Raw genomic sequence first — 14,007 nt, 5'->3', positions numbered from 1 at the left:
AGCGTTCTGCGGCAAAACATCTCCGCAGTCCCTTACTGCTGGCACAATCCGAGCCATGACGACCGAACTCCCCGTCCCACCCCAGGAATCCGCCCGCCCCCTACTGCGCCCGGGCTCCCGCATATTCGTCGCGGGCCACCGCGGACTGGTCGGCTCGGCGGTGGCCCGCCGCCTCGCCGACGACGGCCATGAGGTCCTCACCCGCGGCCGCGACCTCCTCGACCTGCGCGACGCCGCGCGGACCGAGACGTATCTGCGGGACATCCGGCCGGACGCCGTGGTGCTGGCCGCCGCCAAGGTGGGCGGGATCATGGCCAACAGCACTTACCCGGTGCAGTTCCTGGAGGACAACCTGCGCATCCAGCTCAGCGTGATCGCCGGAGCGCACGCGGCGGGCACCGAGCGGCTGCTCTTCCTCGGCTCGTCCTGCATCTACCCCCGCCTCGCCCCGCAGCCGATCCGCGAGGAGTCGCTGCTCACCGGCGAGCTGGAGCCCACCAACGAGGCGTACGCGCTGGCCAAGATCGCCGGCATCGTCCAGACCCAGTCCTACCGCCGGCAGTACGGCGCCTCCTACATCAGCGCCATGCCCACCAATCTCTACGGGCCCGGCGACAACTTCGACCTGGAGACCTCGCACGTCCTGCCCGCGCTGATCCGCCGCTTCCACGAGGCCCAGCGCGACGGCGCCGAGGAGATCACCCTCTGGGGCTCCGGCTCGCCGCGCCGCGAGTTCCTCCACGTCGACGACCTGGCCGCCGCCTGCGTCACCCTGCTGGAGGCGTACGACGGTGACGAGCCGGTCAACATCGGCTGCGGCGAGGACCTCACCATCCGCGAACTCGCAGAGACCGTGGCCGAGGTGACGGGCTATCAGGGCCAGATCGGCTGGGACACCTCGAAGCCCGACGGGACCCCGCGCAAGCTGCTCGACGTCTCCCGCCTGACCTCCCTCGGCTTCACGCCGCAGATCCCGCTCCGCGACGGCATCGCCCGCACCTACGCCTGGTGGCTCGGCCAGCTCGCGCCGGCCGCATGACCGCCCGCCACCGCGCGCACAGCGCGCGCGGTGGCGCACCGGAACTCCTCGCATCGACCGTCCGCCGTTCTCAGTAGGCCCCGCGGCCGTCGGTGACGGCGCGCACCGTACGGGCGAGGAGCCCCATGTCCGTGGCCACCGACCAGTTGTCGACGTACCAGAGGTCCAGTGCGACCGTCTCCTGCCAGGACAGGTCCGAGCGCCCGCTGACCTGCCACAGCCCGGTCAGCCCCGGTTTCACCGTGAGCCTGCGGCCCTCCCGCTCGTCGTACCGGGAGGCCTCCTCCGGCAGCGGAGGCCGTGGTCCCACCAACGACATCTGACCCAGCAACACATTGAACAGCTGCGGCAGTTCGTCGATCGAGGTACGGCGCAGCGCACGTCCCACCGGTGTCACCCGGGGATCCTGGCGCATCTTGAAGAGCGGCCCGTCGACCTCGTTGTCCTCGGCGAGCTGCTCCCTGCGGGCCTCCGCGTCCGCCACCATCGTGCGGAACTTCCACATGGTGAACGGCTGGTTGTGGAGCCCCTGCCGGATCTGCCGGTGGAAGACCGGGCCGCGCGAGGAGAACCGCACGCACAACGCCACCGCGAGCAGCAGCGGCGCGAGCACCAGCAGGCCGAACAGGGCGCCGCCCCGGTCGAGTACGGCCTTCAGCGCCCCCTGCGGACCTCCGCGCATCGGTGGCGCGATGTGCAGCAGCGTGAGCCCGGCCGCCGTCACCGGGCGGACCCGGGCCGCCGCGATGCCGGAGAGCTCGGAGGCCACACACAGGGCCACGCCCGCGTCGTGCAGCCCCCAGCTCAGCCGCCGCAGCCGGTCACCGGTCAGCTGGGGCCCGGGAGCCACCAGAACCAGGTCCGCCTCGTGCGCGTAGGCCCCGCCGAGCACCGTCGTCACGTCGTCGTCCGCCGGGCTGGAGGCGAGCCGCCCCGGCACCGGCACACCCTCGTGCGAGGGCCGGTCCGGTCCGACCGGAATCGCGGCGACCAGCCGGTAGGCGTGGTCCGTTCGGGTGCCCAGCAGCTCGGCCGCGCGCTCCAGGCCCGCCGCCTCACCCACCAACAGCACCCGGCGCACCGCCCGTTGTCCCCGGCGCGCGCTCCGCAGCCCCTCCGCGGCGGTGGCCACCAGAAGCCCCGGCGCCACGGCCACGACGGCCGTCGCCGGGTCCACCGAACCGCCGGCCGCCGTGTGCAGGACGGCCAGCACCCCGAGAAGGGCCAGCCAGTCCCCGAGCGCGCCGAACGCACCGACCGGCTCGCCGTGCACCGGGGCGGCGTACCGCCCGCGCGCGCCGCGCAACCCGGTCCACAGCAGCCCCGCGACCGTTGCGGCGAGCCACGGTCGCGGCTGCTCGCCCAGGTGCAGCAGCAGCCAGGCCGGCCCGGTCAGCGCCAGCAGGTCGCTCAGCGCGCCGAGCGACGGCCGGTGGACCGGCCTCCGGCGGACCGGAGCCCGGCCGGTCCGGTCGCGCCCCGCCGTCGGGGCGCGCCACAGCTGCTCCAGCGCAGCCGTACGATTCCGGGAGGCGGCGGTGCGGGGGCGCGGCGCGCCCCGGAGCCCCACCGGCCCGGATATGTCGGTCTCAGGTATTTCGACATGCCCCATGAACCCCCCAGTCACAGTCGCACCCCCACAAACGCGACGCATCCGTCGATCCCATGGACTGACGGATGCGCCCTCGCTCGGTGCACGATATCCACACACGTGCCATTTCGCTGGAGTTCCCGTGAAGTTCAGACGGCTCGGTGCAGACTCCCGCGATCCGGTGCAACCGGCTGATCTCGCCTGCGGGGGGCGGCCGTTGACAGGTCAACAGATCGGCAAGCGCTTGTCGAGAGGGTATGACGTCCTGCGTCGGCGGAACGGTTCACTCCGGCGCACGCCGGAGTGAAAGCACGAACCCCCTGGCGGCGACCTGCGCCACCAGGGGGTTCACGGTCCGTGGGTGCACCTGGGGTGGTAGGGGGGCGCCCGCGGGGTCAGACGAGCCCGCCCGTGCGCCTCCTGGCCCGGCGGTGGATCAGCACCCCGCCGCCAAGGAGCGCCGCGGCGAGGAGAGTTACCGAGATCACAGTTGCCCCGGTCGCCGCGAGGCTGCCGCCGGACGCGGTCTCCGTACCGGATCCGCTGCCTGCACCGCCACCGACCGTGGCCCCGGCGCCGCCGACGGCCGAACCGGAGGAGCCGGTGGAGCCGCCGGAGGAACCGGAGTCGCCGCCGGCGCCTGAGGTTTCTGTCGAACCGTCACCAGCGCTGGTGCTGGCACCGGTTGACGCATCACCGGAGCTGCCGGTGCTGTCACCGCCGCCGCCGCTGTCGCCTCCGGTGGCCCCGCCGTCCTGGCCGCCGTTGCCGCCGCCGCCCGACGCCTCCGTGACGGTCAGCGTGACCGGGGCCGTACGGGTGGTGCCGACGGCGTTGCGGAACTCGGCGCGGTAGCGGTAGCCGTCCTGGGCGGTCTTCGCGGTGAACGTCCAGACGGGCTCGGTGGCCCCGGAGACCGCCTGCCAGGTCTGGGAGCCGTCGGTGCTCACCTCCCAGCGGACCGAAGGCTCCGGTGTGCCCTCCGCGCGGGCCGTGAGAGCCACCTCCTCGCCGGCCCTCACCGAGCGGTCGGCGGGCGCCTGGGTGACCAGCGGTGAGACCTGCCGGACCAGCCGGGTGATCCTGCCCTCGGCCGGGCTGGTCACGAAGACCGTGGCCCCGCCCGGCTCGACGGCGAGCGAGGCGGCGCCCGACTGCGAGTGGTTGCCGGGCAGCGACAGCTCCTCGGCGGCCGGAGCGAAGTCCTCGGTGCCGTACACCGTCAGCGTGCCGTTGTTGTCGTTGGCCGGGTCTGAGAGGTCGCCGCCGTCCTGCCAGGCGACGAAGGCGCGCCCGCTCGCCGTGTCGAAGGCGGCGTCCCGGGCCAGGTCCTTGCCGACCAGCGTCTTCACCAGTTGGCCGGTGGCGTCGAAGACCAGCACGGACCGGTTGACGCCGACCCAGACCGCGCCGCTCGCCGGGTCGGCCTCGGTGAACCCGGTCATGCCGTCGGCGCCCGGCAGGTCGAAGGAGTCCGTCACGGTGAAGGTCACGAGATCGACCCGGTGCAGCTTCCCGGCGGCGAAATCGCTGAACCAGACCGTGCGCCGCGCGTGGTCGGCGGCGAACTGGCTGCCGCCCGGCAGCGTGAGGCTCCGGGTGGCCGCACCGGTCGCGGTCCCGATCTCGGAGAGCTTCGCGCCCTGCGCGACCAGCACCGTGCCCGGAGCCGTACCGGGAGCGATGTCCGTGATCGTCGACCCGGCGAGCCAGACGCCCGAGGCGGCCGCGTCGCCCGCCTTGGCGCTCCCGACGCCACGCAACGGGTAGTTGTAGACCACGCCGTCGCCCGGCAGCGGACCGGAGATCCGGGCCGCCGCCGAGGCGCGCAGGGCGCCGGTCGGGCCGGGTGCGTCGCTGATCCAGCTCTCCGCCTTCCCGTCCTCGGGGTTCAGCGCGTACAGCCCGCGCTCGTCGACGTCGGCCGTGTCGGCGAGGTTGTCCGCGCCGACGTACAGCTTCTCGGAATCCGGGTGCAGGAGCAGGTCCAGCGGCTTGCCGGCCGAGGTGAAGCCGGCGACCGGCTTGTACGAGACGGTCCCGGCCGGTACGTCGACACCTTCGCCGCCCGGTTCGCCGGGTTCCTGGTCCGCGAAGGTCACCGGTATCCGCACGTCCTGCGTGCGGTCGCCGCTGGACCGGTGGTCGGCCCTGGTGACGACGGAGCACGGCACTTCGGCGCAGTCCAGGCCGTCGCCCTTGGACCTGATCTCGATCTCCACGTCGAAGGTGCCGCCGGGGCCGAACGGCAGGGCCAGCTCGCCCTCGTACGGATCGCCCGGAGGCACGATCCACTGCGAGTTCTTCGAACCGCCGCTCATGTCGGCGCCGCCGAGGCAGGGGGAGGGGACGCGGCCCGCGCCGTTGTCCTTGCAGAGTGCGACGTAGATGCCGCTCTTCAGCCCGTACCCCTCGCCGGTGACCCGGATCTTCCGGCCCGCCGGGTCGAGGCCGGTGGTGGCCGAGACGGTGAGCTTCTGGCCCTCGGGGCCGGTGGCGCTCTTCGGGGTGGCCGCGTCGGCGCTCACCGCCGCGCCCGCCGGGACCGCGGCGAGGAGCAGGGCGGCTACGGCCGCCGCGGAGAGGCGGCGCGCGCCGGGTCTGCCGGGGCCGGTCTGCGGGGTGCCCGGAGTGGGTGTCATGTCATTCCTCGTCACAACGCGGGGGGCCCGGCCCCGGCGGGAAGCGCCGGGACCGGGCCGATGGCTGGTGTCCTACACGAAGTCGATCGGCGTGTGGACGTCGTACTTGCGGTCGTTGGTGTCGGTGTGGTCGGCGCGCGTCACCACCGCGCACTCGACGGTGTCGCCGCAGACGTTGCCGCCGCCGAGGTCGGCCTTGACGTGTATCTGCACGCTGAAGGTGCCGCCGGCGCCGAACGGCGAGGTGTTGGGAAGGCCGCCGCCGAGGCTGGAGACCCAGTGCGAGGCGCCGGTCGTACCGGACTCGTCCTGGCCGCCGAGACACGGGGAGGGCTTGTTGGCGCCCTGCGCCCCGTCCACCACGCAGAGGCTGACGTAGACGCCCTGGCCCGGGTTGTACCCGCTGCCGGTGACGGTGATGTTCTGCCCGGTGGCGGTCGCCGTGTCCGGCGCGGTCAGCGACAGGTTGTACGTGGTGGAGCCGTCGGTGATCGTGCGGGTCCCGGTCGCCGCGGCGGCGGGGGAGGCGAGGGAGAGCGCCAGGGCGGCGGCGGAGAAGAGGGCGAGGCCCGTGCGGGCGACGGTACGGGTGGAGGGAACAGCACTCATCGGATGAGCACCTTTCTCGGCATCGGAACCAGAACCACGGACACCCAGTCGACTTAGGTAAGGCACACCTAAGTCCAACGATGTTGAGGTTGTCAACAAAGTGGCGCAGGAGGGCCGGTCGAAGCGAACGGATTCAGCCGAACTCGGCCGTCGGAAAGGCCTGTTCCGTCCAGATGGTCTTGCCGGCCGTGGTGTAGCGCGTTCCCCACCGCTGGACGAGCTGGGCGACGATGAACAGGCCGCGCCCGCCCTCGTCGTCCTCCGCGCTGTGCCGCAGATGCGGTGACGTGTGGCCGGTGTCCGCGACCTCGCAGAGCAGCGTCCGGTCCCGGATGAGCCGCAGCCGCAGCGGTCCGCCGCCGTACCGGACCGCGTTGGTGACCAGCTCGCTGACGACCAGTTCGGTGGCGAAGGACAGCTCCTCAAGACCCCAGAGCGCGAGTTGACGGGTGGCCAGCTCGCGGGCCCGGCCCACCGTCACCGCCTCCGCGGGCAGCTCCCACTCGGCGACCTGGCCCTCGTCCAGCCGGCGGGTCCTGGCCAGCAGGAGGGCGGTGTCGTCGGCGGTCGTGGCGTCCGGCACCAGCGTGGAGACGGCCCGGTCGCACAGCTCCTCCAGCGAGGCCGCCGGATCGGCGAGCACCCGGCCCAGCGCTGCGAGGCCCTGGTCGATGTCGTGGTCGCGGGCCTCCACCAGGCCGTCCGTGAACAGCGCCAGCAGGCTCCCCACCGGCAGCTCGATCTCCATGGACTCGAACGGCAGACCGCCAAGACCCAGCGGCGGCCCGGCCGGCAGGTCCGGGAACGTGACACGGCCGTCGGGATGCACCACCGCCGGCGGCAGATGACCGGCCCGGGCCATGACGCACTGCCGCGAGACCGGGTCGTAGACGGCGTACAGGCAGGTCGCGCCCGTGGTCAGTTCGTCGTACGCGTCCGAGGGCGGGCCCTGGGGCACGCCCGGCTGCCCCACCAGGTCGTCCAGCCGGGTCAGCAGCTCGTCCGGGGCCATGTCCAGCTGGGCGAAGGCGCGCACGCTCGTCCGCAGCCGGCCCATGGTGGCGGCCGCCTGGAGGCCGTGGCCGACGACGTCCCCGACCACCAGGCCGACCCGGGTCCCGGAGAGCGGGATCACGTCGAACCAGTCACCGCCCACCCCCGTCACATCGTCCGACGGCAGATAGCGGTGCGCGATCTCGACGGCCGACTGCGGCGGCACATGGTGCGGCAGCAGCTGGCGCTGGAGGGCGAGGGAGGCGGAGCGCTCGCGGGTGAAGCGGCGCGCGTTGTCGATGCAGACCGCCGCCCGCGCCGCCAGCTCGTCCGCCAGCGCGACCTCACCGTTGTCGAAGGTGTTGGCCGGACCGTGGGCGACCATGCGGCCGGACGCCTCGGGGCGCGTACTCCGTACGAAGGTGACGAGCCCCAGCACACTGCCGCCGACCCGCAACGGCACGACCAGGGTGTTGTCGTCCAGCACCAGACCGCCGGAGGCCAGCGAGCGGTCCTGCGGCGAACCCGGCGGATAGGTGACCGGCGGATAGCGGTTCGCCGGGCTGCCCGGAGCGCCCGGATACAGCGGCTCGCCCGGATCGGCCATCCGCGGGTCCACGGAGTGCTCACCGACCCGCAGCAGGTCCATCGCCGCCGAACTCCCGGTCGCCGGAAGCTCCCCGCTCAGCACCGTCACCCGCGCGATGTCGACCCGTACGGCGTCGGCGAACTCCGGCACCGTCACCTCGGCGATCTCCTCGGCGGTGGTGACCACGTCCAGGACCGTGCCGATCCGGCGGCCGACCTCCACCAGCAGGGCCAGCCGCTGCTGGGCGCGCTGGCGGTCGGAGATGTCGAAGGCGTCCTCGCAGACCCCGAAGACATGGCCCTCGGAGTCCTCCAGCCGGTAGTAGGAGCACGACCACAGGTGCTGGGTGCCGGGGTCGCTCGGCGGGATGCCCTGGAAGTGCAGGTCCAGGACGGGTTCGCCGGTGTCGATCACGTGGTGCATCACCGCGTCGAGCGTCGGCGGATACCCCGGCGTGACGAACCGGCCGCCGGAGTACAGCTCGTCGGCCCGCATCCCCCGGTACTCGGCGAGCGGCTTGCCGATCTCGCGCTCGTAGGCGGTGTTGCTCCAGGTCAGCCGGAGGTCGGTGTCGTAGATCGCCAGGCCGACCGGCGACTGCGTTGCGAGTCCCTGGAGCAGCGCCAGCCGGGACTCCCACTGCCGCAGCTCCCCGAGCTCGGCTGCCACCAGCACCCGGCCCGGCGCCCGGAGGGCCTCCGCGCCGTCTCCGGCGAGCGGGCACAGGGTGGTCGCCACCAGCAGCTCGCGGCCGTCGCGGCGGCGCGCGAGGCGGATCTCGCTGCCGGGACGCGGGGCGGGACCTTCCGGCGTGCGGATGGCCGGACCGGGGGTGTTCGAAGCGCCCGCCGTGTCCGGGACCGCCGGGACGGGGCCCTCGGTGGGCAGCCCGGCCTCCTCCCCGGGCAGCGGGGACAGGAACGCCGCCAGCGGTCGGCCGACCGCCTCCCGCGCGCTGTAGCCCAGCAGCTCCGTCGCGGCCGGGCTCCACCCCACCACCGTGTCCCGGCCGTCCAGAACCACCGTGGCCGCCCTGGCGATGTCCAGGGGGCCGCGGAAGTCGGCGGCATCCGCCGCGCTGGTCGCGCTCACCGCGCCACACCGGCCTGGTCCATGGTCTTCAGAATCCGCCCTGGCCACGGCGGGCACAACTGCGCTACGCCCGTGCCAGGGCCGATCGGGGCGGATCCGCCTGGCCGCCGGTGCGCTCGCCGGTGCGCTCAGCGCACGCCGGCGGGCCGGAACTGGACGCTGATGCGCGGACCCGCCGCCCGTGCCGTCTTCAAGATCGCGTGCTCCCAGGTGCGCTGGCAGCTGCCGCCCATGACGATCAGGTCCCCGTGGCCGAGCGCCCGGCGTACGGGTACCGGGCCCGGGCGGCGGGGCCGCAGCGCCAGATGGCGCGGTGCTCCGAGCGAGAGGATCGCCACCATGGTGTCCTCGGTGGAGCCTCTGCCGATCGTGTCACCGTGCCAGGCGACCCCGTCCCGTCCGCTGCGGTAGTAGCAGAGCCCCGCGGTGGTGAACGGCTCGCCGAGCTCGGTCCCGTAGTGCGCGGTCAGCGCCGTACGGGCCGCGTCGAGCGCCGGATGCGGCAGCGGGTCACTCCCGCCGAAGAAGGCCAGCAGGCGCGGGACCGCCACCACCCGCTCGTACATCACCCGCTCCTCGGCCCGCCAGGCCACCTCGCCCGCCAGCGTCTCGAACAGCGCGTCGGCGCCCTGGAGCCACTGCGGGAGTACGTCGATCCAGGCACCGTGGCCGAGCTGCTCGCGGCGCAGCCCGGTCAGCGGGCGGACGGCGATGTCGGTCCCCTGGTCGAAGAGCGAGGACTGGAGGTGTACGGCCATGGCACGAGCCTAACGCTATTCGTACGAGTGTGCGAATAGCGTTCTCCGGGAAGGCCTCAGCTCTCCTTGATCAGGTCGGCGCACTTCTCGCCGATCATCATGGTCGTGATGCACGGGTTGGCCGTGGTCAGCACCGGCATCACCGACGCGTCCGCCACCCGCAGCCCCGTGACGCCCTTGACCCGCAGCTGCGGGTCGAGCGGCGATTGCGGGTCGTCCACCGGACCCATCCGGACCGTGCCCGCCGGGTGGTAGACGGTGTTGTGCGTCTCGCGGACGTAGTCGAACAGCTCCGCGTCCGTGGTCGCGCCCGGCCCCGGCGCCAGCTCGGTGCCCGCCCACGCGGCCATCGGCGGCTTCGCCACGATCTCCCGGGCGAGGCGGAGCCCGTACGTCATCACCCGTACGTCGTGCTCGTCGGTGAAGTAGCGCGGATCGACCCGCGGCTTGTCCCGGAAGTCCCGGGTGCGCAGCCGGACCGTGCCCCGGGAGCGGGCCCGGGTGACGTTCGGGGTGAGGCAGAACGCGTTCTCCGAGGTCGGGTAACCGCGTCGGTAGGTGTTCAGGTCGAACGGGACCGACCCGTAGTGGAACATCAGGTCCGGCCGGTCCAGGCCCGGTTCCGTGTCGGCGAAGATCCCGATCTCCCACCACTGGGTGGAGGTGGTGACCATGGGCTGCTTCGCCTCCCACATGATCACGCCCTCCGGGTGGTCCTGGAGGTGCGATCCGACGCCGGGCGAGTCCACCCGGACGTCGATCCCGGTCTCCCGCAGATGGCCGGCCGGGCCGATCCCGGAGAGCATCAGCAGCTTCGGCGAGTCGATCGCGCCGCAGGCGACGACCACTTCGCGCCGGGCGTGCACCCGGCCGCTGTGGACGGTGTCCGGCTCCAGGTACTCCACGCCGGTGCACCGTTCACCCTCGAAGAGGAGCCGCTTCGCCTGGAGCCCCGTCCGCAGCTCCAGGTTGGGCCGTTTCCCGAGGACGGGATGCAGGTACGAGACGGAGGCCGATGAGCGGGTGCCGTCCTCGCGGGCGTTGATCTGGAACCAGTGCGCGCCGCGGACGACGGTGGTGCCGGTGTTGAACGGCGTGGTGGGGATGCCGGCCTCGGCGCAGGCCTCCAGCAGCGCCGTACCGCACGGGTCTTCGGCCGGGACCGTGCGGAGCGTGACCGGGCCGGAGCGGCCGTGGTGGTCGCCGGGCGCGTCGTTCGTCTCCAGCCGTCGGTACAGCGGGAAGCAGTCCGCCGCGCTCCAGCCGGTGCAGCCCAGGGCGCCCCACTCGTCGAGATCCTCGGCCGGGGCCCAGAAGGCGATGCACGAGTTGTGCGAGGAGCAGCCGCCGAGCACCTTGGCGCGGGCGTGGCGCATGAAACTGTTGCCGTTCTCCTGCGGCTCCACCGGATAGTCCCAGTCGTAACCGGACTCCAGCAGGGCCATCCACCTCTCCAGCCGCAGAATGCTGTCGTCGCCGACGTCCGAGGGGCCCGCCTCCAGCACGCAGACGGTGACGGCCGGGTCCTCGGTGAGCCGGGCGGCGACGACGGCACCTGCCGTACCGCCGCCGACCACGACGTAGTCGTACGCGGACACAGGGCTCTCTTCGGGCATCGGGTCTCCAGAGCTCAGGGATTCCGCGGCGGAACGGCCGGGTCCTCGGCCTCGAAGCGGTGTTCGGCGAGCACCCCCGTACGGTGCCGCTGGACGAACCAGTAGTAGGCGAAGCCGCCGAGCGCGACGACGCCGATGAAAAGGAACGCGCCCCACCGCAGGTACCAGTGCTGCGGGCCCGTCGCGTTGTAGACCTCGGCGCGCGGCCAGGCCAGGTTGAGCGACATCGCCGTGCCCCAGAGCACCGCGAGGATGTTGACCGGCAGCCCGAAGCGGCCCAGCGAGAAGGCGCCCTCGCGCGGCTCCCAGGTGCCCCGCAGCCGGCGCAGCAGCATGGGCACGGTGACCATCAGATAGGCCACGTAGATCATGATGATCGCGATGCTGGTGATCACCGAGAAGATCTGCGGCTGGTTGATGTTGACCACCAGGATGACGACGCCCACCACGCCGATCAGTACGGCGGGCACCACGGGCGTCTTGAACCGCGGGCTGACCCGGGCGAGCACCGACCCGGCGGGCAGGTTGTTGTCCCGGGCCATGGCGAACATCAGCCGGATCCCGGCCGCCTGCACGGCCAGCACGCAGACGGTGATCGCGACGACCACCGCCCAGAGGAAAATCTCCCCGATCGTGTCGCCGAGCGTCGCCAGCACCACGTACTGGAGTCCGCCCGTGGACAGCTCCTCCGCCTTCAGGTCCGGCACCGAGAGCAGCGCGAAGAGCAGGATGAACGCGCCGATCAGGAACGAGGCGACGAGCGCCCGCAGGATGGCGCGCGGCGCGTTGCGGCCCGGGTTGTGGGACTCCTCGCCGAGGGAGGAGGCGGTGTCGAAGCCGTACATGACGTACGCGGAGGCCAGGGACGCGGTGAGGAACGCGCCGAAGTAGCCGAGCGACTGGCCGCTGCCGAGGCCGTACGTCTCCGTCAGAGCGGTGTTGGGGCCCCGGGTGATGTGGGCGGCCAGGAAGATGATCAGGGCGACGGCGGCGATCAGCTCGATGAAGACGCCCGCGGAGTTGATCCGGGCCATCAGCTTGACGCCGAACGCGTTGACCAGCGTGGAGAAGAGGATCAGCACCGTGCCGAGGAGGACCGCGTTGGCCGCCTGGTCGTTCTTTCCACTGCCGTCGCCGACGAACTGGAACCAGCCGTCGATCTGCGGCAGCGTGATCTGGTAGGCCAGCGCCACCGCCGAGAGCGTGACCATGGTGGCCGTCATCATCATCCAGCCGCCGAGCCAGCCCACATGCGGGCCGCCCATCTTCTTCGCCCAGTTGTAGACCGAACCGGCCACCGGATAGCGGGCCGCCAGCTCGCAGAAGCACAGCGCCACCATCAGCTGCCCGCAGAAGACCATCGGCCAGGACCACCAGTAGGCGGGACCGCCGAAGCTGACGCCGAAGTAGAACAGCTGGAAGGTGCCGGTCAGGATCGAGATGTAGCTGATCCCGGCGGCGAAGGTGTGGAAGTTGCCGAGCGTGCGCTTGAGTTCGGGCTTGTAGCCCAGCTCACCCAGCGCGGCGTCGTCGTGGCTGCTGTCCGCCGCCCGGTCCCCGGGGCCCCCGGTCCGGCTCACTCGAACCACCGCTGCGGGGCCGCGGCGACATTGCGCCAGATGTGCTTGGCCTCCTGGTACTCCGCCAGACCCGCAGGACCCAGCTCGCGGCCGAAACCCGACTGCTTCATGCCGCCCCACTCCGCCTGCGGTACGTAAGGGTGGAAGTCGTTGATCCACACGGTCCCGGCGCGCAGCCGCGAGGCCACCCGGTGAGCGCGCCCGGCATCCTGCGTCCAGACCGCGCCCGCCAGCCCGTACACCGTGTCGTTGGCGAGCCGCACCGCCTCGTCCTCGTCCCGGAACCGCTCCACCGTGAGCACCGGCCCGAACGACTCGTCCCGCACCACGGACATGGAGGCGCTGCACTCGTCGAGCACGGTCGGCGGATAGTAGAAGCCGTCCGCCAGCGCCGGATCGTCGGGCCGCGCGCCGCCGCAGCGCAGTACGGTGCCTTCGGCGATGCCCTCCGCCACGTACGCCTCGACCTTGTCGCGGTGCGCGGCGGAGATCAGCGGGCCGCTGCGGGCCTCCTCGTCGAACGGGCCGCCGAGCCTGATCCGGCGGGCCCGCGCCACCAACTCGTCCACGAACCGGTCGTGCAGCTCGTCCTGGACCAGGAGCCGCGCCCCGGCCGAGCAGACCTGGCCGGAGTGGAGGAAGACCGCCATCAGCCCGTAGTCGACGGCGGTCTCGAAGTCGGCGTCGGCGAAGACGATGTTCGGGTTCTTGCCGCCCAGCTCCAGCGCCACCTTCTTCACGGTCGGCGCGGCGGCCGCCATGATGGCCCGCCCGGTCACCAGCCCGCCGGTGAACGACACCATGTCCACCCGCGGGTCCTCGGTGAGCGGCGCGCCCACGGCCGCGCCCGCCCCGAGCACCAGGTTGGCGACGCCTTCCGGCAGCTCGGCCTCGACGAGCAGCCCCATGAGCAGGACGGCGGTGTGCGGGGTCAGCTCACTGGGCTTGAGTACGAAGGTGTTTCCGGCCGCGAGCGCCGGGGCGACCTTCCACGCGGTCTGCAGCAGCGGATAGTTCCACGGGGTGATCAGCGCGCAGACGCCGACGGGCTCGTGCGTGATCCGGCTGTCGACGTCCGCGAGCCCGGTGTCGACGACCCGGTCGGTGGAGCCGGCGGCGACGAGGTTGCCGAAGTACCGGAAGCAGTTGGCGATGTCGGCCATGTCGTACGCGCTCTCCACCAGCCGCTTGCCGGTGTCCAGCGACTCCGCCCGCGCGAAGATGCCCCTGTCGCGCTCCAGCAGCTCCGCGACCCGCAGCAGCAGCCGCCCGCGCTCGGCGGCCGGCGTCCGGGGCCAGGGCCCGTCGTCGAAAGCGGCCCGCGCGGCGGCGACGGCCGCCTCGGCGTCCTTGCGCCCGCCCTCGTCGACGGTGGCGACCGGTGTGCCGTCGGCCGGGCAGCGGATCTCCCGCGTGCCCCCGTCGGCGGCGGCGGTCCACCGGCCGCCGATGAACAGCTCCGGCATGGGCTCCTCCTGTGCGGGTTCCTGGTGCGGGG

General features: G+C 72.6%; 9 protein-coding genes. 1 reads left to right on the top strand and 8 read right to left on the bottom strand.

The features are described 5' to 3' along the window. Positions 1-55: 55 nt before the first annotated feature. On the top strand, positions 56-1,039 hold the full coding sequence (locus ACIRR8_RS22135) for a GDP-L-fucose synthase family protein (RefSeq protein ID WP_404067377.1): 984 nt from the start codon (positions 56-58) through the stop codon (positions 1,037-1,039). A gap of 70 nt (positions 1,040-1,109) precedes the next feature. Here ACIRR8_RS22135 and ACIRR8_RS22130 read toward each other — a convergent pair whose 3' ends face one another. The 8 genes from ACIRR8_RS22130 to ACIRR8_RS22095 all read right to left on the bottom strand — a co-directional run bounded on the left by ACIRR8_RS22130 (position 1,110) and on the right by ACIRR8_RS22095 (position 13,975). Beyond that, entirely contained in the window at positions 1,110-2,651 is a 1,542-nt protein-coding gene (locus tag ACIRR8_RS22130) for a sugar transferase (RefSeq protein ID WP_404067375.1), read from the bottom strand. 374 nt (positions 2,652-3,025) lie between these two features. Then, entirely contained in the window at positions 3,026-5,272 is a 2,247-nt protein-coding gene (locus ACIRR8_RS22125; RefSeq protein ID WP_404067372.1) for a hypothetical protein, read from the bottom strand. A gap of 72 nt (positions 5,273-5,344) precedes the next feature. After that, positions 5,345-5,881, bottom strand: coding sequence for a hypothetical protein (locus tag ACIRR8_RS22120; protein WP_404067369.1), 537 nt, complete (start codon positions 5,879-5,881; stop codon positions 5,345-5,347). Positions 5,882-6,014: 133 nt separating this feature from the next. Further along, positions 6,015-8,555, bottom strand: a complete 2,541-nt coding sequence (locus ACIRR8_RS22115) for a SpoIIE family protein phosphatase (RefSeq protein ID WP_404067366.1) — start codon at positions 8,553-8,555, stop codon at positions 6,015-6,017. A 128-nt stretch (positions 8,556-8,683) separates the two neighbouring features. After that, the gene (locus ACIRR8_RS22110; RefSeq protein WP_404067364.1) at positions 8,684-9,313 is read right to left on the bottom strand and encodes an alpha-ketoglutarate-dependent dioxygenase AlkB; all 630 of its coding nucleotides are present in this window, start codon (positions 9,311-9,313) and stop codon (positions 8,684-8,686) included. A gap of 56 nt (positions 9,314-9,369) precedes the next feature. Further along, entirely contained in the window at positions 9,370-10,929 is a 1,560-nt protein-coding gene (locus ACIRR8_RS22105) for a GMC family oxidoreductase (RefSeq protein WP_404067362.1), read from the bottom strand. A gap of 14 nt (positions 10,930-10,943) precedes the next feature. Then, positions 10,944-12,518, bottom strand: coding sequence for an APC family permease (locus ACIRR8_RS22100; RefSeq protein ID WP_404067360.1), 1,575 nt, complete (start codon positions 12,516-12,518; stop codon positions 10,944-10,946). Beyond that, a complete protein-coding gene (locus tag ACIRR8_RS22095; RefSeq protein ID WP_404067358.1) occupies positions 12,506-13,975 on the bottom strand; it encodes an aldehyde dehydrogenase family protein in 1,470 nt (489 codons plus the stop codon). Before ACIRR8_RS22095 ends, ACIRR8_RS22100 begins: the two co-directional genes overlap by 13 nt. Between the last annotated feature and the right edge of the window lie 32 nt (positions 13,976-14,007).

The sequence above is a fragment of the Streptomyces sp. NPDC101178 genome, assembly GCF_044767965.1.
GTDB lineage: Bacteria > Actinomycetota > Actinomycetes > Streptomycetales > Streptomycetaceae > Streptomyces.
This window is presented reverse-complemented; position numbering and strand designations above follow the sequence as displayed.